The organism is Vibrio chagasii (assembly GCA_041879415.1).
In the GTDB taxonomy this organism is placed as follows: domain Bacteria; phylum Pseudomonadota; class Gammaproteobacteria; order Enterobacterales; family Vibrionaceae; genus Vibrio.
Map to the genome: position 1 here is coordinate 2245009 of CP090851.1, position 20527 is coordinate 2265535.

General features: G+C 44.0%; 14 protein-coding genes. 7 read left to right on the forward strand and 7 right to left on the reverse strand.

Features of this window, described 5'->3' with window-relative positions; genetic code table 11:
* Positions 1-160 precede the first annotated feature (160 nt).
* The 5 genes from L0991_10170 to L0991_10190 form a co-directional block, all read right to left on the reverse strand.
* The gene (locus tag L0991_10170; GenBank protein XGB61783.1) at positions 161-2506 is read right to left on the reverse strand and encodes a restriction endonuclease-like protein; all 2346 of its coding nucleotides are present in this window, start codon (positions 2504-2506) and stop codon (positions 161-163) included.
* 25 nt (positions 2507-2531) lie between these two features.
* A complete protein-coding gene (locus L0991_10175; GenBank protein XGB61784.1) occupies positions 2532-4271 on the reverse strand; it encodes an ATP-binding protein in 1740 nt (579 codons plus the stop codon).
* The gene (locus L0991_10180; GenBank protein XGB61785.1) at positions 4271-5482 is read right to left on the reverse strand and encodes a DNA cytosine methyltransferase; all 1212 of its coding nucleotides are present in this window, start codon (positions 5480-5482) and stop codon (positions 4271-4273) included. Before L0991_10180 ends, L0991_10175 begins: the two co-directional genes overlap by 1 nt.
* Before the next feature lie 2 nt (positions 5483-5484).
* Positions 5485-6543 (reverse strand): DNA cytosine methyltransferase, encoded by a 1059-nt coding sequence (locus L0991_10185; GenBank protein XGB61786.1) that lies wholly within the window; start codon positions 6541-6543, stop codon positions 5485-5487.
* A gap of 271 nt (positions 6544-6814) precedes the next feature.
* Positions 6815-7765, reverse strand: coding sequence for a TDT family transporter (locus L0991_10190; protein ID XGB61787.1), 951 nt, complete (start codon positions 7763-7765; stop codon positions 6815-6817).
* Between the two features lie 205 nt (positions 7766-7970).
* On the opposite strand from L0991_10190, the gene L0991_10195 reads away from it, so the two are divergent.
* The 6 genes from L0991_10195 to dapD all read left to right on the forward strand — a co-directional run bounded on the left by L0991_10195 (position 7971) and on the right by dapD (position 13517).
* Positions 7971-8867, forward strand: a complete 897-nt coding sequence (locus L0991_10195) for a LysR family transcriptional regulator (protein ID XGB61788.1) — start codon at positions 7971-7973, stop codon at positions 8865-8867.
* Between the two features lie 88 nt (positions 8868-8955).
* Positions 8956-9249, forward strand: coding sequence for a YebG family protein (locus L0991_10200; protein ID XGB61789.1), 294 nt, complete (start codon positions 8956-8958; stop codon positions 9247-9249).
* 431 nt (positions 9250-9680) lie between these two features.
* Positions 9681-10373, forward strand: coding sequence for an iron-sulfur cluster assembly scaffold protein (locus L0991_10205; protein ID XGB61790.1), 693 nt, complete (start codon positions 9681-9683; stop codon positions 10371-10373).
* Between the two features lie 24 nt (positions 10374-10397).
* On the forward strand, positions 10398-11387 hold the full coding sequence (locus L0991_10210) for a GGGtGRT protein (GenBank protein XGB63884.1): 990 nt from the start codon (positions 10398-10400) through the stop codon (positions 11385-11387).
* 200 nt (positions 11388-11587) lie between these two features.
* Positions 11588-12229, forward strand: a complete 642-nt coding sequence (locus L0991_10215) for a MarC family protein (protein ID XGB61791.1) — start codon at positions 11588-11590, stop codon at positions 12227-12229.
* A 256-nt stretch (positions 12230-12485) separates the two neighbouring features.
* On the forward strand, positions 12486-13517 hold the full coding sequence (gene dapD, locus L0991_10220; GenBank protein ID XGB61792.1) for a 2,3,4,5-tetrahydropyridine-2,6-dicarboxylate N-succinyltransferase: 1032 nt from the start codon (positions 12486-12488) through the stop codon (positions 13515-13517).
* 76 nt (positions 13518-13593) lie between these two features.
* Here the strand turns inward: dapD and L0991_10225 are convergent, their stop codons facing one another.
* A complete protein-coding gene (locus L0991_10225; protein ID XGB61793.1) occupies positions 13594-14127 on the reverse strand; it encodes a DUF3332 domain-containing protein in 534 nt (177 codons plus the stop codon).
* Positions 14128-14378: 251 nt separating this feature from the next.
* Positions 14379-18275 (reverse strand): phosphoribosylformylglycinamidine synthase, encoded by a 3897-nt coding sequence (gene purL / locus L0991_10230; GenBank protein ID XGB61794.1) that lies wholly within the window; start codon positions 18273-18275, stop codon positions 14379-14381.
* 329 nt (positions 18276-18604) lie between these two features.
* Here purL and mltF point away from each other — a divergent pair, with 329 nt between their 5' ends.
* The gene (mltF, locus tag L0991_10235; GenBank protein XGB61795.1) at positions 18605-20173 is read left to right on the forward strand and encodes a membrane-bound lytic murein transglycosylase MltF; all 1569 of its coding nucleotides are present in this window, start codon (positions 18605-18607) and stop codon (positions 20171-20173) included.
* Positions 20174-20527: the final 354 nt, after the last annotated feature.

Here is a 20527-nt window from a genome sequence, read left to right on the forward strand (position 1 = left end):
ATAAGTGCCTACTTTAGATTAGGAATATAAGCTTATGAAATGCCAAAAACTTACTCTATTGGTAGTCAAACTAAAATCCGGTTAGCTACTAACCGTTATGCCGCCAAGTTGGATTTTATTTGAACGAAAAAAATCCAGTATAAGTAGCTGCAATTAACAATTACCAAGCATTGTCTAAGCCAGCATAAAGCTGATAATCACCCTTTATGTCATCCCAATGATGCAATTGACGCAGTAATTCAGCTTTAGTTAACTTAAACCTAAAGTGCTCTTGGTAAGGCTTCTCTATTGGCGTATTCAATATGATAGGCTCACCTGTAAACTCAAAAAGCCAATATAGAGCATCTTGTTGACTATCTTTGCCTGTAAACTGTTGGCTTATTTTACTTCGTGGTAACAACTTCACATTAGCTACACGATATAGATACTTTGAAAATTGACTACTATCGGTCACCTTGTCACGAACAGTAATCAATAAATAGCGCACTTCACGAACAATATTACGGTGCACATTTTGGCGATTGGTCGCTAATAGCTGTGTATGATACCCTTTAAGCTTACCACTCCGAGCAAGATTCAAGTAAGCATCATCACGACCGATTTCATTTAATGGAGCTATCATCGTCAGGTCTTGATAACGAGTACTATAGCTTCCATAAGGTGCAATTCGAGTCGAATCATCAACAAAATAATAGTCATTACTAAGCTTAGAGCGATTCATAATATTCACCCCGAGCTTTTTCTGTAAGTAATTCGTCAGCCATATATTATGGCTAGGTTGACTCTCTGAACTTGGTAGTAGCGCAAATGCGCCAATACCTATTTGTTCAATCGCATCTTCGTAAGGGTTCTGAGTAGATTCTTGGTCGCAAAAGCCAGGATATAAGGCAAAGGCTCCCATAACGGGCCGGCTCTTAATCGGATTTTCATTATCTATTTTTTGTTGATGTATGATTGCATCACGATAGCGGTGCATTTGATTAATCGCATCTTCAGGGACAGCATCGAATTTTTCGCTATTCACTTTTATTTGGTGATTATCAATTCTGTATTTAGCATCAAATAAAATAAAGAAGGACTCCTCATTTTCAAGAGTCACTTGTAGCACGATGTCAGGTCGCTGATTCGCTATCCAAGTACGTTCTTTCATACCTTTAGGTGAAAAGGTCGGTTCATGAGCTAATTTGATTATAACGCCATCATCTCGCCTAAACTCAAATGCAGCGGCCATTCCATCCTTTTTAAATTGCTTTTCAAATCGCACTTGCTTTAATTCAGCCAGATCTCTCTTTTGCTCCTTAAAACCAAGGCTTTCAATAACTGCCATCACCTCGACAAAGCACCAAATCTCATAGAGCTCTGCCATTGACTTGACTGACATATCTACTTGATTATGAACACCATTTAAATAGTATTTTAATTGTTGCCACGCTTTATTAACTTTTGCATAACCAGTACCCTGCTGTAATACCTTAGACTCACCACCTTGTCCTTTAAAATTGCCTACCTCTCGCCAAAGCTGATGTTTACACATTTTGTTAAACGCAGACCGCCATATTTCCATCTTCTGCACAAAAGAGCCTGACAATTGAGATTTGTCTGTGAGGGTAATTGTCGAAATCAAATGATTTAAGTTATTCGCAACCTTCGTAACCACCATTTTTATAAAACGATTTTCAGCAGTATTAATATGCAGCTTTTTATAGCTAATAGAGAGCCGTGAGTTAGCTACCCCAGTTTGGATTAACTGTTGAGATTTTTCTGCCTGCTTTTGATTTAATCGTTTATTGACCCGATCTAACCTTTGATTCTTGGAGAAAGGTTGAAGTCGATTATGAGGTGAGTTAATTACCTGCTTCACACCACTTTGCAACTCTTCAACCAAACGTTGAAATTGAGCAAGCCAGAACAATTCAAACGTTTCATTACTGCGGCGTGATTGGCTCACTTGCTGACTTGTTTTGCTACTTAAGCTATAGCGCCAAAGAGGGTAAATATCATCAATAGTTCGATTAATCAAAACAAGGTCTTGGGCTATGACCATTTTTGTAGCAAAGATATTAAAGCAAACTTCAGCGCTGCATAGTGTATCATCAACTTGATACTCTATATTAAAGTGGCAGTTACCAACATCGTTGCCAAAGTTAACAGCAGCTTGTAATCCATCACCGTTTCGAGTTAAGCGAAATGCCTCTTCAATTTGACGATGTTTATGGTTAACTACTGCCGTACCTCTAGAGACTGAGCTTGAAAACTCAATATCAAACCAATATTGCCGGTTTTCAAAAAAGAAAGGCGTAATAATAGGCGAAGCACACTCATCATCGAATGCAGCCGCAACTCCATCAACAAGAATTTGAACTGCATCATCAGAGGGTAATTGCTCACCTCGCTGACTGTAAGTATGTTTTAGTTTATTTAACGGGTTATCAATATCATCGCATGTAACATAAACAATAAAGTGCTTATGTATAGCTTTGATAGTCACACGTTTTGGTTTCACCATTTCTTACCGCTTCCCTATTACCATACTATGGCCAGAATGAGGTGAAGCCCGAATGCAACTTCAACTGCATATGCTCAAGCTTAATCTTCGAACGGCAACCTACCTTGATTGGTGTCTCTTTATTTTCAATACTCTGACGGAACAAATCTGTACGTTCACTATCCCAAATAGCTTTTAAGGTATTTTGATTTGATAGTACTTCTACTAATTGTTCTAAAAGTGCGCCGCCATCCACCATAGTCAACTTGTCTTCATCGCCTTCAATGCGAGGCAATATCTTGCACATTAGAAAGTCATCAAAAACAGCAGCAAGTTGCTCTTCATCCTTTGGAGAAAAGCTGATGACTGACAAACAAAGCTCATTAAATGCACGATAAGCTAACTCAAATGCTGTACCTTTCAAGACAGCATTTACTGACACAAAAAACTCTTTCGTTTTGTCAATGGTAGGATCTGCATCAATTTGAGAAAACTGTTCCTGATTTGCTTGGCTATAGGTTGGATAGCTCAAAGCAAGTGGCTGTTGCTTCGGCTCAAAAAATTGATCGATATCATTAGGAAAAAACTCACCAAAGTCGACGCTCAATGCACGATCAATGACCTTACGAGAGAAGCCATGGGTCGTTTCATCCATATTAACCGTACCGGCAACAACCAAGTTAAATGGAATCCCCAGGCCATACTGACAGAACAGCTGCCACAGCTCATCATATTTAGCATCATCAAAGCCTAAACTTGCACGCAACTTTCTATCGTATATTTCATCCAGCTCACCATTTTCATCAATAAGTCTCAAAGTTAATGGCTTCAGTAATGGGTCACATGAATATGTAAAGCGATCGTTGTCCCAATGCCAACTTCTTGTCTCTAGCACTGATAGATAATCAGCGAAGTATTGCTCGACAGGGGCAAGGTTCATTTCATCTAAACAGAGCCAATAAGGTCGTACTTGTTGTTGAGTTTGAGCATCCCCCGTAACTACCAAACGCTCGCCAAGATCTGCGCTCATCTCCACACCGATTTCTAAACCGCTATCAAATATTCCACGCCAAGCTTTTGCGATAAACTGCAGCACATCGGTTGTAATATACTCGGCCTGTCCCTCTTTTGATAGACGCGAAACATACCCTAGTAGATCACTTGGCTCATGCCAATCAGGACGCACTGAAGTGAGGCAGTAGGTTTCATTTAAAGAGCCTGTCGTCTCTGCTTGTTTACGAACAAAGCGAGTCTTACCAGTACCAGAAATACCTGCAAGAAGCAGGAAGGGCTTAGGTAAAACTAAAGCAGGTGATGGAAGAGTCTCTTCTGAGGAAACTTCTGGGTCAATATACGCTGTTGTAACGACATAACTTCTGACTTTTTGACCTGTTTTTTTATCATTATATTGATGCCCATGCGCCTTCAATAGTGAGGCATATACCGATTCATCACTTACAGGTTCGATGTTGATTCCTAATCCATTAGTTTCATCAGTATAAATGTAAAAACAAAACACTGAGCCATGAGGAACATGGTTAAGCTCTTCTCTAATACTAGATAGTGAAAGTCTCCTTTCAGTTTTACTTTCAGGTCTTTTATAAGTAACCGTATTTTTGTAGATACCATTGTAATACAACGGTATCGTATCGGATTCAGGATTAAAGCCATCAACCTCTAAAGCCTCTTTTTTTATTAAACAAAAGGGGCCTGCTTTATTAGGTTCACCATTCCTTATTCCCCTTTCATTATCATTAATCCTAATTACGACTACCGATATAGACATTAGCTATCCTCATTGATTATCTTTGACAATGTCATTGCAATTAGTTTTGCGAACTTCGGTGGCACAGCATTGCCAATCATCTTATAGTTTGCTCCTTGAGCCGCACAAAACTCAAAATCATCTTCAAAAGTTTGTAGTCTGGCTGCCTCTCGCACCGTAATGCTTCTAGATTGTTCTGGGTCCGGATGAATATGCCTTAACCCATCTTTATAGAGATGTGCTGGTATCGTATTACTCGGCAAGTTTGGTCGCAACACATGATACTTGTGTACAGAAGAAGATTTACCTGTTTTTTCTGTATACAGTTTTTTAAGCGCATCGCTATGAACATATTCATTGCGCCCACTTTGAATATCTTCAGCTAACAGGTTAAATATCTCGATATCACGTGCATTATGAAAACGAGGATCATGATTTAATGGATTTTGCTTAGATTTTTCTATTTTATGTGATGTTCGATCTACTGCATTTTCTATTGGGAATATCTTAGGTAAATCACCTATAGCGTCATTAACCGTCACCTTGCGATCAACTTTATATGAGTTTAGATTTCTATAGAATTCTTTAACTTTGTTCTCACAATCAGAAAAGGCTTCCTTTTTTAGAGCTACGATAATCACACGCAATCTTTTTTGAGGGACTCCAAATTCAGATGTATCAAATAGGGCATCACGCTTCAAATTAGTTGAAATATAATATCCCGCATCATTAAAAGCTTTTGTGACTCGTTCGACAATTGACACACCACCGGGGGCTGCACTTAACATCCCTTGAACATTTTCAAAAATACACGCTTTCGGCTGAAAGTGAGCAACTACTTTCATGTATGACTCAAATAAAAAGTTTCGGTAATCATCATGCATACCATTTTCATCACGAATGCGACCAGCAATAGAATAAGCTTGGCATGGTGGTCCACCAATAACAGCATCAACATTATTGCTATCAACTAGCTTATGTAACCCCACTGAACTGCCATATTCTGGATCATTTTTATATCCCAAAAGCAATTCATCTGTTCTTTGGATATCAAAATGGAGCATTGAAGAAGCGGATTCACTATAGTTCCAACGCATAGATAGGCGTTGGCGTAGAGTATGAATTGCATGTTTATCCCACTCAACTCCAGCTAATAGCTTAAACTCTCCAGACTGTTTAAAGCCATCCGTTAAGCCACCACAACCAGCAAACAGGTCTATAGTATTGAGCATTATTACTTTTCCAACTTAAGAATTTGATTACCGATCGCTAGGCCTAGTAGCGGTGGAACAGCATTACCAATTTGCTTGTATTGTTGTGTCTTTGGCCCAACAAACTGAAAATCATCAGGAAAAGACTGCAGACGAGCATTTTCACGTGCACTAGGTACACGATCCCACTTGTAGTGAAAGTGGTTGCGATGGCCAGTATCAATTGTCTTAGATGGCTTTTGGCTATGATAACGAGTCCAGGCTTCATTGAACTTACGAGAATCACCTACGCCTGGCGGTAAATCTTTATGGTTTCCACCCTCTGGTACTTGACGAATGACAGAAACAACAAGTTCAGTATGACGAGTACCTACATGGTTAAATAGTCGAGTAGCGTTTTTACGCATCAGCGATTGATACTCGCTTTGGGGAGTCATAATGTAGTCAGACTCTTCTTTCCCAAGCTCATGCTCTAAAGTTGGCAAGTCGCTTATTGCTTGTTCGCAGGTAACATAGTTCTCTGGTTTATGCGATGCTTCAGGGAAAACAAATCGCTCGCCATTTCTGATACCGACAAAAAACATTCGTTTGCGAATCTGAGGAATACCGTAGTCTGGCGCATACATCAATTTTTCTGAGTTTGAATAACCTAAACGAGCAAACTCAGCCAAAATTGCTGTTCGAGCACGCCCTTCGTATAGGTTAGCAATGCCTGGCACGTTCTCAATTACAATGTATTTTGGTTTAATGCGCTCTGCTAATTGAAAAACAGAATAAAAGAGTTTGTTTCGTTTATCATTTTCATTTCGAGTTCCTGTTAAAGAAAAACCCTGACACGGCGGCCCTGCAACAATAACCTCAACCTCACGACCATTAAGCTCTTGAACAATGGCATCAATGCTCTGTGAGTCAGAAAGGTCTAATTGCATTGGGGTTGCATGGGGGTGATTGTGAGCAAAAGTTTTCAAAGCTGGAGCATCAATATCCACACCGACAACACACTCAAAACCGGCTTGCTCAAAGCCGTGTGATAACCCCCCACATCCGGAGAATAGGTCAACTAGTAATCGTTGTTTTGACAAAGTAACTGCTCCAATAGAAAATAAAAACACTGGATATTAGCACAGTTATAAGTTCAATTGAAATGCTTCAAAATAGCACTTAGAAATGTCCTATTGAAGCTATGCAGATATGGCGAAAGGGATCTGTAAACTACGTTGAGGAAAAGTGCACTCACGCTAATCTTGCCACAATATACTGCCAGATTAGCATAAGTGCTGAGTTTGGATTAGGAATATAAGCTTATGAAATACCGAAAGCTTAAGGTCCGTTTATCTTTTGAACTATTGCCCTTTACAATCTACCGGCTACCGCACCCAAAACACGATGAGGTTTGTAGTTCATGTAGTAACGAACAGCCACATAACCTACTACCAAGGTTGCAACAATCAGTTCTAGATAAGCTAGGTTAAACACTTGGTTAATGTAATGCGCCTCGATGCCTTGTGCTTGCATCCACGCAGCCAATTTAAACAAGGCTGTTGCACCAATCACGATTGGGAAAGTAAACGCTGCATAGCCAGGGCTAAATGGTAAACGAAGTAGTTTGAAGAACGCTGCATAGATAATAAACGTCATCAACACCGCAATACCAAATAGTAGACCAATGATCACTGGCGAAGGGCTCGCTGTCACGGTTAGATAACCCGCTAAAGATAGGCTTGCAGGTGCCGCCATAATCGCGATCGTTGGTTTTGCAGCATCTGGCACTTCGTGAGAGAAGATCAAACGGTAAACCATCATTGGTAGCATTACTGCGTAAACCAATAAACCGAATACCAAAGTCGCGTTCGCTACAGGCTCCAAAACTGGATTACCAGAGAAAGAAACGTCTGCCACAATGATACCGATTGGCGGTACGAACCAGCTTGGCACCATGTGGTGAATCTCAAACTGTTTTGCTCTGTGGTACAAAAAGCTCACTAAGAACACAACATGTAAAGCAACCGCCGCTAGCCACATCGCCTCTTGTAAGAATTGAGAAATCGGCGCTAAAGATGCTGATACCACCATGCAGCCCATCGCAAATGTTGGAACCACACTACCCACTACAGGGTGAGCAAGATCTTCACGCAATAGATGCCCATGAATCAGAAACTTCACAGCTAAAACAAGAAGTAATACCGCCGCGATGCCAGCACTGATCCATTGCACTAAACCTGGGGTATGCAAAATACCTTGTGCGACTAAAACGCCATCCCAACACCAGCCTAAACTTGCAATTGCTAGTGCTAACCCTGCCATGGGTGTTGGAGCTCCTGTTAATCTATATTTAATACGTTGAATCATGTGAGCCTCTCTTGAACTTGATTCACTAAACTTGTGAACTCATCAGCTTGTTGAAGCCATAATACGCTTGCACTTCGTTAAGTAATATCCAATTATATATAACAAGCGTTCACCAATACTGAACAACCAATTCCACCAGCAGCGTAAAACTAGGAACCTGATGGCTAATATCTCAATCAAACAACTAAAAGTGTTTGTCACCATTACCCAGCATTCGACACTTACCGCCGCATCGGAAGCTCTGTTTCTCTCTAAAGCCGCGGTTAGCATGGCACTCGGTGAAATGGAAAAGCAGCTAGGCCATTCTCTATTTGACCGGGTTAACAACCGATTAATTCTCAATCAAGAAGGGCACAAGCTGCTTCCTTTAGCTGATGAGATTCTTCATCGGGCCGCCGGCATCGATGTTCTGTTCCGCGACGACCAGCCATTAAGTGGCAATCTTAAGGTTGGTGCGAGTGACACGATTGGTAATCAGGTTGCGCCTTTTATTTTGTCTGGCTTTCGAGAAAAAACTCAGCACCAAGACCAAAGCTTGTTCATTTCAAACAGTGCCCTGATCTGTCAAAAGTTGGTGGATTATGAACTGGATATCGCGTTAATTGAAGGAAAAACACTCCACCCGGAGTTAATCTCAAGCCAGTTTAGTAGCGATGAGATGTGTATTATCGTTAGTAATCAACACCCTCTGGTAGTAAAAGAGCAAATTGCACTACAAGATCTAGAAAACAGCCATTGGATATTGCGTGAGTCAGGTTCTGGTACCCGTGAGTTTTTCCTGCGCGCTGTCGCACCACGCATCGAGCATTGGTATGAGTCTTTTGAGCTCAACACCACAGAAGCGATCATCAACTCTGTTTCTGCCGGTCTTGGCTTTGCCTGTTTGTCTCGTTTAGCTGCTCAAAGGGCGATCGATTCAGGTAGAGTAAAAGCGCTTAATGTGCCACTCGATATGAAACGTCGATTCTGGATGCTGGTCCACAAAGACAAATACCAAAGCCCGTTACTGAAATCTTTCATGAGTTATTGTGAAGACTGGGCGACACATCAAGATTGAGGCCGCATAGTGCGGGCTCCAACTGGACTTTCAGCCTCAGAAACTGTATAAAAAGCCAGTAAAATTTATCAAACTTAGAGGATTAACCATGGCTGTTATCGTCAAGTACGTGGTGGAACGCAACGGAGAAGAGAAAATGACTTTTACCTCTAAAGCCGAAGCTGACGCATACGACAAAATGCTGGATATGGCTGATGAGCTTTTTGAACTGTTAGGCAAAAGCGATTTAGTTGAAGATGAAGGCAAGCAAGAAGAACTTGCAATGTACCTGGCTAAGAACAAAGAAGAAGTTCTTTACGCATTAGGTGCGAAGCGTAAACCAGCTCCGAAAAAAGCGAAGAAGCTTGAAGCGGTTAAAGACGCAGAAGAAGATGCAGCTTAATTAGCTGAAGCTTTCTAAAAAACGCCAATGACACCTCTAATCAGAGTCAGTCATTGGCGTTTTTTTATACTTATCGAAATATAATGATGCTTGTTTATAGTCGAAATCGCTCTAAACATTCGCTTGCAAAAAAGTGTGATAAAGATCTAATCTATAGCCATCAGGTGATGGGGTTCCACCTAAGCTTTTGCTTCAACCGCCCGTTCTTTTGAACCGTGCTAATGACTCCTACAGAATCGAAAACAGGTAATACTGTTGGATGTATCGCTACTCCTCCATTTTGAAATGGGCTGAGTCTATCAAGACCAAGTTCCATTGCTCCTTTGGATTATCGATACTCAAGATCTGTAGTGAATTAGCCGCACCTCTTCCAACACGTCCTGTTTTCTCAACGCCCTAGGTCAATACGACTTTATTAGTGAGAAAACATTATGCATTACTCTTCAGAAATACAATCCATGTGCCCTATTCAAAGGGGTGATCTTCACAACTCGGCTCCAATCCCAGTTGAAGGCGCCATGGTTAGTCCAAAAGATGTTATCGCTATCTCAGGTTTAAGCCACGGTGTTGGCACTTGTGCACCACAACAAGGTGCGGCAAAACTGACTCTTAACGTGAAAAACGGCATCATCGAAGAAGCACTCATCGAGACTATCGGCTGCTCAGGCATGACGCAATCTGCCGCGATGGCCGCTGAAATCCTTACCGGAAAAACTATTCTAGAAGCGCTCAATACTGACTTAGTGTGTGACGCGATTAACGTCGCGATGCGCGAAATCTTCCTGCAGTTTGTTTACGGTCGAACTCAATCAGCTTTCTCTGAAGATGGCCTAGAAATCGGCGCTGCATTGGAAGACTTAGGTCAAACCCAGCGCAGCCAAGTTGGTACCAGCTACTCAACCGCAGCAAAGGGCGTCCGTTACCTAGAACTCGCAGAAGGTTACGTAACCAAGCTTGCACTTGATGACCACAGCGAAGTGATTGGTTACGAGTATCTTAACCTCGGAAAAATGATGAAGGCGATTAATCAAGGTGTGCCAGCCAATGAAGCGGCCGACCTTGCTACAGGGACTTATGGTCGCTTCGATGAAGCTGTGACCACAATTAACCCACGCCAACAGTAATTTTTGCCAATTTAGAGGAAAGATATTATGAACACTCAACTTAGTGAATCAGTAACTCGCGCTTTGGCAGAAATGAACTTCGACTCTTTGGCGCAAGCTGAGCAATACTGTAAAGCACACAATGTAGACCCAAAAACATTGGTGATGGACACTCAACCAATTGCTTTTGAAAGCGCAGCCGATGCATATACTTTAGGTACAGCCATGGCACTATTTCGCAAAGCAAGCAACGCTGAACAAGCAGCCAACATCATCGGTGAAGGCCTTCAAGCATTCACAAAACCCGGTAGTGTTGCCGAGCAACGTCAAGTAGGGATTGGTCATGGTGCGCTTGCTGCTCGTCTTCTGAATGAAGAGAGTCACTGCTTTGCTTTTCTTGCTGGTCACGAGTCTTTTGCTGCCGCTGAGGGCGCAATTAAAATCGCACTAAACGTCAATAAATCACGTAAAAATCCATTAAAAGTTATCCTAAATGGTTTAGGTAAAGATGCGGCGTACTTAATCTCACGCATCAATGGCTTCACTTACGTGCGCACTCAATACGACTACCAAACCGGTGAACTCGTTGAAACAGAACGTCGCCGCTTCTCACAGGGCCCTCGTGGCGAGATCCTATGCTACGGCGCCGATGATGTTCGTGAAGGTGTGGCAATCATGCACAGAGAAGAGGTAGATGTGAGCATTACGGGTAATTCTACCAACCCAACGCGCTTCCAACACCCTGTTGCAGGTATCTACAAAGCAGAGCGAACTCGCCAAGGTCTACCTTACTTCTCTGTGGCTTCAGGCGGTGGTACAGGTCGAACTCTACACCCAGACAATGTAGCGGCAGGCCCTGCGTCTTACGGCATGACAGACACCATGGGCAGAATGCACGCAGACGCTCAGTTTGCAGGCAGCTCTTCAGTTCCTGCTCACGTTGCTATGATGGGCTTCATCGGCATGGGTAACAACCCAATGGTCGGTGCTACGGTTGCACTGGCTGTCGCGGTAAGCGAATCTCAAAACGCATAATGAGAGAAGTGACTGTCAGCATTTAGCGACTCAAGCCGAGGCGTTAGTTGAAAAATCGACACCAACACACAATTAAAACTCTACTCCCATCACTAAAACTATACAGCCAGCCCTATGCTGGCTGTTTTTTATTCACACTTGCTCTAGTATCTATTCTTATTCAATATGTGTATTTAACTGCATCTTTTTAAAGGAATAATATGAAAGAGCTCATCATTCATACCATCACAGTGTTCATGGGCTTTTTCGCCATCATGAACCCTATCGCTAACACGCCAATCTTTCTTGGTTTAACAGGCGACAACGACAGGGAGACAGTTAAGTCAATCGCGTTTCGCTCAGTGTTTATCGCATTCATCATCGTCAGTACGTTTGCCATTTCAGGCAAGCTGATCTTCGACCTTTTTGGTATCACGCTTTATGCCCTGCGCATCACAGGCGGTATTTTGGTCTTCTTGATTGGCTTTCACATGCTACAAGGTGAATCGACACACTCGAAGGCGAAAGAGAAGGTTAACTCAGATGCCCAACAAGACGCGGCGCTAAGTATCGCAGTATCACCACTGGCCATGCCGATACTGGCAGGTCCGGGGACAATTGCCACCGCGATGAACTTTGCCAGCACCGAGGGCATCTATGAAACCGTCATCACCATCATCGCGTTTGGTCTGTTGTGTACCTTAACTTACGTGTTGTTTGTGTTTGGTGAGCGCTTCGTGAAAGCGGTAGGGCCAAGCGCACTGAACGTGATTACTCGAATGATGGGTTTGATACTGGCAGTTATCGGTATGCAGATGTTGATTGAAGGGATCGAGCAAGCTCATAAAGCACTGTTTGTTTAAATGCTCACTCAAGGGGAATATTGACTCATATATCCGCCAATATGTATTGATCTGCAACGTTTTCTCATTGCAGAAAAATATCTCTCAAAAGACAAGCAATATCATTTTACAGACTTTATCCCGATGCGCTCTTTCATAACGAGGGCGCTCTCTTTATGATGAACGCAATTAAATTAACTTTGCTAACAACAGCGCTGGTTATTCGAACCGCTGTTATGAAATAGCAAAATCAAGACTCAACACATGGAGATTCAACATGGCTTTCTTTTCACTAGCCTTCGGTACGGCAACCAAAAACCGCGACAATAAAATCATTGAAGCGTTCTTCCCTAGCCCACTTCTAAACCCAAGCGACGCTCTAGTAGCGGCTGTTGGTGAAGTAGCAGGTTACACTGAAGGCAACCAAGCTATCGAAATCTCTGCTGCAAAAAGCGCAGAACTAGCGAAAGCATTCGCAGCAAACGACGATGCAGCAAACGCATCTTTCGCAGAAAAAGCAGCAGCATCTGAACAGCCACTTGTTCTTGTTGTTCTTGCGACTGACGAGAAGCCAGCATCTGTTGCTGAAGGCTTCCTAAAACTGCAACTAATCTCTAACCGCCTAGTTCAACCACACGGTACAGTACTAGACGGCATCTTCGGTCTACTGCACAACATCGCATGGACAAACGAAGGTCCAATCGACCTTCCTGAACTGGCTGAGCGTCAAATCGAAGCTCGCCTTGCAGGCCGTAATCTGTCTGTAGATTGCGTAGACAAATTCCCTAAAATGGTTGATTACGTGGTGCCAACAGGTATTCGTATTGCTGACACTTCTCGTGTTCGTCTTGGCGCACATGTGGGTGAAGGTACAACAGTTATGCACGAAGGTTTCATCAACTTCAACGCGGGCACAACAGGCGTAAGCATGGTTGAAGGTCGTATCTCTGCAGGTGTTGTTGTAGGTAACGGTTCAGACATCGGCGGCGGCGCTTCTATTATGGGTACTCTGTCTGGTGGCGGTACTATGGTTATCTCTATCGGCGAAAACTGCCTGCTAGGCGCAAACGCGGGTCTTGGTTTCCCAATGGGCGACCGTTGTACTGTTGAGTCTGGTCTATATGTAACGGCTGGTACGAAAGTTCGCATGCTAGATAAAGAAGGCAACGAAGTAGAAATCATTAAAGCTCGCGACCTAGCTGGTGTTTCTGATCTGCTGTTCCGTCGCAACTCAATCACTGGTCAAATTGAGTGTCTAGCGAACAAGTCTGCTGTTGAACTAAACAGCGAGCTACACAGCAACAACTAATCTAGATGCTAGAAAATTCGAAGCCGCTGGGGTTAAATCCAGCGGCTTTTCTTTTATCTATAGATAATGAAAGACGTTACACTTTCTCTGCGGCTAACTGCTCTAGAGCCTGGATAGAGGTTTCAGATACTAGTGTGCCATCCATGTAGTAGCTGACCTTATCGCCATCGCGAACACCCAGCAATACTGCTTTCTGACCATCGTTGTAAGTGATGTCCATGCGAATCGTGTTTTCATCGATTTGCTGCATTTCACCCCATTCAATCTGGCGATTGTTGAAGCCAAGTGGTGCTTCTTTTAGTGAATCGTCTAGGCTGTCATTCACATCGATCATGGTATCGACTTTGCTATCGAAGATGTGAGGCGCACCAGTAAGTGGGTTTTTACCCGCCCAGAATTCAATCGAGTTAAATACAATATAATCGGCTGCAGTAGTCAGTGCGTAAACCGGAGCAAGCAAGAAGTTGACGCCCGCACGAGCGTAACGGTTATCCACTACCTCGACGTTAAACTTCATTAATTTCCCAGTCACAGCGTTACTACCTACACACCCAGCTAACGACATGACAATCGCTGCCACTGCAACGGCTTTTGTGATTGTTGTTTTCATAGTTCCCTCTTATGCCACGATGATTGATTCAGTTTTTGCACAGACGAACGAATATCCCTCTGCATAAAAACAGACATTATTCGCCTAACAAATTGATTCCATAACATTTAGCGTAGTGGAGATTTTTAGAACAGCAAACTGCAAACCTCAATTTATCACTCTGGTTCCAAAAAAATTCACAAAAAAAGCGCAGACCTTTCGATCTGCGCTTTTGATTTTTGCTTAATCTAATTTAGATTAACGCGGCATGGTTAACCCACGTTCTTACGTGCGTTTTGGAACATACGCATCCAAGCACCATTCTCGCCCCAACCTTCTGGAGACCAAGAGTTAGCAACTGTACGGAATACACGCTCTGGGTGAGGCATCATGATGGTCACGCGGCCATCCGTCGTTGTTAAACCTGTAATAGCGTTTGGCGAACCGTTCGGGTTGTTCGGGTATTGCTGCGTTGGGTTACCGTAGTTATCAACGTAACGTAGAGCAACCGTACCTGAGTTTTCAATCGCGTTTAGGTGGTCGTTGTCACGTACTTCTACGCGGCCTTCACCGTGAGAAACAGCGATAGGCATACGAGAACCTTCCATGCCGTTGAAGAATACAGAATCAGACTTCTGAACTTCAACTAGGCTGAAACGAGCTTCAAAGCGCTCAGATTCGTTGCGAACGAAACGTGGCCAGTACTCAGCACCTGGGATAAGCTCACGCAGGTTAGACAACATCTGACAACCGTTACACACACCTAAAGAGAAGGTATCTTCACGCTTGAAGAAGTTTTCAAATTGCTCACGAGTCGAATCGTTAAACAGAACTGACTTAGCCCAACCTTCACCAGCGCCCAGTACGTCACCGTAAGAGAAGCCACCACATGCTACAAGACCGTTGTACTCATCAAGTACAGCTTGACCAGTAAGGATGTCGCTCATGTGAATATCAGTTGCTTCGAAACCTGCACGGTCGAATGCTGCTGCCATTTCAACGTGAGAGTTAACACCCTGCTCACGTAGAATCGCCATCTTAGGCTTAGCGCCAGTGTTGATGAAAGGTGCAGCGATATCTTCGTTAACATCGAAGCTCAGTTTCACGTTTAGACCTGGATCTGAGTTGTCTTTCTTCGCTTGGTGCTCTTGGTCAGCACATGCTGGATTATCACGTAGACCTTGCATCTTGTGCGTTGTCTCCGCCCAGATAGTACGTAGTTCAGTACGGTTACGTTCAATCACGACAGACTCACCAGACTTAATCACTAACTCATCAGAGGCTTCAACTGAACCAATAACGTGTGAACACGCTTCTAGGCCGTTTGCTGCAAGCGTAGAAAGAACTGCGTCTAGGTCATCGTTACGAACTTGGATTACCGCACCTAGCTCTTCGTTGAATAGCGCTGCTAGTGTGTCTTCGCCTAGCGCTTCAATGTTTGCATTCACACCACAGTGACCTGCGAACGCCATTTCAGCAAGAGTAACGAATAGACCGCCATCGCCTTTATCGTGGTAAGCCACAACTTGGTCGTTAGCAACCAGTGCTTGAACGCCTTCGTAGAAGCCTTTTAGTTGCGCTGCGTTGTCTACGTCTGCTGGCTTATCACCAAGCTGCTTGTAAACTTGCGCTAGTGCCGTTGCACCTAGACGGTTTTTGCCATTACCTAGGTCGATAAGAACTAGGCTTGAAGCACCTTTGTCAGTACGAAGTTGAGGCGTAATTGTCTTACGAACATCTTCAACACGAGCAAATGCAGTGATAACAAGAGATAGCGGAGACGTTACTTCTTTCTGCTCGCCGTTCTCTTCCCACTTAGTCTTCATCGACATTGAGTCTTTACCCACAGGGATAGTTAGACCCAGAGCTGGACATAGCTCTTCACCGACAGCTTTCACCGCTTCGTAAAGACCTGCATCTTCACCTGGGTGACCCGCTGGAGACATCCAGTTTGCCGACAGTTTAATGTGTTTGATATCGCCGATGTTAGTCGCTGCGATGTTTGTGATTGCCTCACCAACTGCTAGGCGAGCCGATGCGCCGAAGTCTAGTAGTGCCACAGGCGTGCGCTCACCGAGAGACATCGCTTCACCGTGGTAAGAGTCGTAACTTGCTGCGGTTACTGCACAGTTAGCAACAGGAACCTGCCATGGGCCAACCATTTGGTCACGAGCAACAAGGCCAGTTACCGAGCGGTCACCGATAGTGATTAGGAATGTTTTCTCTGCGACAGTTGGTAGGCGAAGAACACGGTCAACCGCTTCGTTCATTTCGATACCAGAACGGTCAATCGCTGGGTTGTTCGCTTTTAACGTTTTCGCGTCACGGTGCATCTTAGGTGTTTTACCTAATAGGATATCCATTGGCATGTCGATTGGCGTGTTGTCGAAGTGTGAATCTTCAAGTTTAAGTTCACGCTCTTCCGTTGCTTTACCAACCACAGCGTATGGTGCGCGTTCACGCTTACAAATAGCGTCGAACGTTGCCATGTCTTTGTCTGCAACCGCCATTACGTAACGCTCTTGAGATTCGTTACACCAAATCTCAAGTGGGCTCATGCCCGGCTCATCGTTTGGCACGTCACGTAGGTTGAAGATACCGCCACGCTCGCCATCGTCTACTAGCTCAGGAAGTGCATTTGAGATACCGCCAGCGCCCACATCGTGGATGAATGCGATTGGGTTCGCATCACCTAGCTGCCAACAACGGTCGATCACTTCCTGACAACGACGTTCCATCTCTGGGTTTTCACGTTGTACCGAAGCGAAATCAAGATCTTCAGAAGAAGAACCAGAATCCATTGAAGATGCCGCACCGCCACCAAGGCCGATGTTCATTGCAGGGCCACCTAGAACGATTAAGCTTGCACCTACAGGGATCTCTTTCTTCTGAACGTGCTCGTCACGGATGTTACCAAGGCCACCAGCCAGCATGATTGGCTTGTGGTAACCACGTACTTCTTCACCTGCGTGAGAGTTTACTTTCTCTTCGTAAGTACGGAAGTAGCCTAGTAGGTTTGGACGACCAAATTCGTTGTTGAATGCCGCGCCGCCAAGAGGACCTTCAAGCATGATATCCAATGCAGTAACGATACGGCTTGGTTTACCAAAGTCAGTTTCCCAAGGTTGAACGAAGTTCGGGATCTTAAGGTTAGATACAGAGAACGCTACAAGACCAGCTTTTGGCTTACCACCGATACCTGTTGCGCCTTCATCACGGATTTCACCGCCTGAACCTGTTGATGCGCCCGGCCATGGAGAGATAGCCGTTGGGTGGTTGTGCGTTTCAACTTTCATCAAGATGTGTGTTTTCTCTTGGTGGTAGTTGTACTGGCGAGTTTCAGGATCTGGGAAGAAGCGACCTACTTCAGAGCCCGTCATAACAGCTGCGTTATCTTTGTATGCAGAAAGTACGTTATCAGGCGTCACTTCAAACGTATTCTTAATCATCTTGAACAATGATTTTTCTTGCTTAACGCCATCGATAGTCCAATCTGCGTTGAAGATCTTGTGACGACAGTGCTCTGAGTTCGCTTGTGCGAACATCATTAGCTCGATGTCAGTCGGGTTACGTTCAAGCTTAGTGACAAAGCTTTCAAGTAGGTAATCAATCTCATCTTCTGCAAGAGCAAGACCTAGGGTAACGTTTGCTTCTTCAAGCGCTTTACGGCCGCCAGTAAGAAGATCAACTTCCGTATAAGGTGTTGGTTCTGCAACGGTGAATAGTGCAGCTGCTGATTCAAAGTCAGTGAAAACCACTTCCATCATACGGTCGTGAAGAATCGCTTTCAGTTCAACAAGTTGAAGATCAGAAAGTTCAGAAGACGTTTCAATGTAGAAAGCTGTACCGCGCTCTAGGCGAGATACTTTCGCTAGACCACAGTTATGTGCGATATCAGTAGATTTTGAAGACCAAGGAGAAATAGTACCTGGACGAGGAGTAGCAAGCAGCAGTAAACCTTCAGGTTCATGCTCTTCAATCGTTGGACCGTAAGTCAGTAGCTTTTCTAGCTTCTCAACTTCAGACGCGTCTAGGTCTGCTGTTAAATCAGCAAAGTGGGCAAACTCAGCGTAAATACCTGTTACAGGTAAGCTTAATTCACGACAAAGCTCTAAAAGCTTGTTAACACGAAACTCAGATAGAGCTGGGGAGCCACGCAAAATTCTCATGTGCTTAGGTCTCTTATGCAGTTGATTAAGGTGATATTGGAATAAATTCAGTGGGTTAAAGGAAAAACCTAACTGTTTTCTTCGAAGCTATTCCCGAAGGTTTAAAAACCTATGCCGATTCCACCTCTTCAATGCGAGCGCATTATAAAGCATTTTTTTTTGTGACGTAACACCAAAAGCAACCGTTTGCGTGATTTTTTTCATGTTTCTGAGCAAATGGTGTTTTTGCTGCATTTATCACCACTTTTACATCTGTTTAATGAAACCTGCTTTGCCAGTCTGGCGGGGTTTGGTATAAAGGGGCTTCCACTTTTCGAGATTTCATTTTGATGCCTAAATTTTCTCTCATCTTTTTGTCTAAGTCCTTTCTGCTGGTTATCACTCTGTTTGGGCTAACCGCATGCCAGATTGAGTCTGAACCTAAAAGTGTCCTCGAGCAGATACGAGAGCGTGGCGTGCTTCGTGTCGGTACTCTGAATAACCAACTCTCTTACTACATTGGTCCTGATGGCCCTGCTGGTCTCGATTACGAATTGGCTCGTGAGTTTGCACAAGAGCTAGGGGTTAAGCTTGAGGTTAAACCGGCTTACCGTCTATCTGGCCTATTCCCTGCTCTAAAGAAAGGCGAGATCGACCTTATCGCGACAGGATTAACGCAAAACAACAAACTGACACGTGCTTATCGTGCAGCGCCTGCTTATTACTATGTAAGCCAACAGGTGGTGTACAAAAAAGGCCAGTGGCGCCCAAGAAATCTAGATCAACTGATCAAGTTTGAAAACGACCGCCAGGCTGAATTCATCAAAGCACAAGCTGAATCAGAAGACGCGTCACCTAACGAGACTCTGACTCCCTCTTTGGTTGTGGTCAAAGACTCGCACTTCGAACCAACACTTAAGCAATTACAGAACACGCACCAGGACTTCATCTACGACGCAGTTGGCAATGCTGATATCAACGATCTGCTAAAAGAAGTATCAACAGGCGAACGCTTATTTACGGTTGCAGACTCTATCGAACTGTCGCTGGCACAACGTTTATACCCAGACGTAGCATTGGCGTTTGAGCTGACGGAAGACCAACCTATCTCTTGGTACCTAGAGAAGTCTGAAGATGAAAGCCTTTACGCATTGCTGATTGAGTTCTTCGGCAACCTAAAACAGTCCGGTGAACTTGCTTCGCTAGAAGAAAAGTACATCGGTCATATTGGCACTTTTGATTACGTTGATACTCGTGCCTTTATCCGTGCGCTAGACAGCAAGCTACCAAAATGGTCGCCACTGTTTCAGAAGTATTCGCAAGAGTTTGACTGGCGCTTGATTGCTGCACTGGCGTATCAAGAGTCGCACTGGAACCCAGTCGCACGCTCACCAACCGGTGTTCGTGGCATGATGATGCTGACACTACCGACAGCGAAGAGCGTTGGTGTGACCAACCGTCTCGACCCTAAACAGTCGGTACAAGGTGGTGTTGAATACCTGCGTCGTATCGTGAACCGAGTACCAGATTCAATCACACAACACGAAAAGATCTGGTTTGCACTCGCTTCATACAACGTCGGTTACGGACACATGATGGACGCACGCCGCTTAACCAAAGCGCAAGGCGGAGATCCTGATGCTTGGGGTGATGTAAAAGACAGGCTACCTCTACTCAGACAGAAGAAATACTACAGCCAAACTCGCTATGGTTATGCCCGTGGTGATGAAGCTAGAAACTACGTAGAGAACATTCGCCGTTATTACCAAAGCATCATCGGCCATGTAAATAAGCGTAATAAAGAACAAGAAGAGAGTCTTGAAGGGTTGATCGTTATTCCACCTTTAGAGACTTCTGGGGCTGAGCCCAGCATCAGCGCTGCAGAATCGACAGTAAGCGGTTCTGAGTCTTCGAAATAGAAACCAAAAGAGCAATGCCTTCCAGCATTGCTCTTTTTTATTGCGCTTTCTATCGCTTACACAAAGGAGAGGTGCGGATAAAAAGCGGTGATAAAGGCAGTGTCATATTACAGTAACAATCGCCCCTTATAACGACACACCACAATCAAGATTAGCGTTCTGTTGCGCTAGGCCATTGGACGAAGTTAGAGGCTTAAGAATAGAGTTGCTCTTCTAAATCAGCCTCTGCGCGACAGAACAAACCGACGAATCACACTATAATTAAATCGTTAGTCCAAACGACACAGTCAGACGACCAATAGGAAATCATTGAAATGATGAAGAAACTGAAATCGAAACGCCTTGGTAAGACAG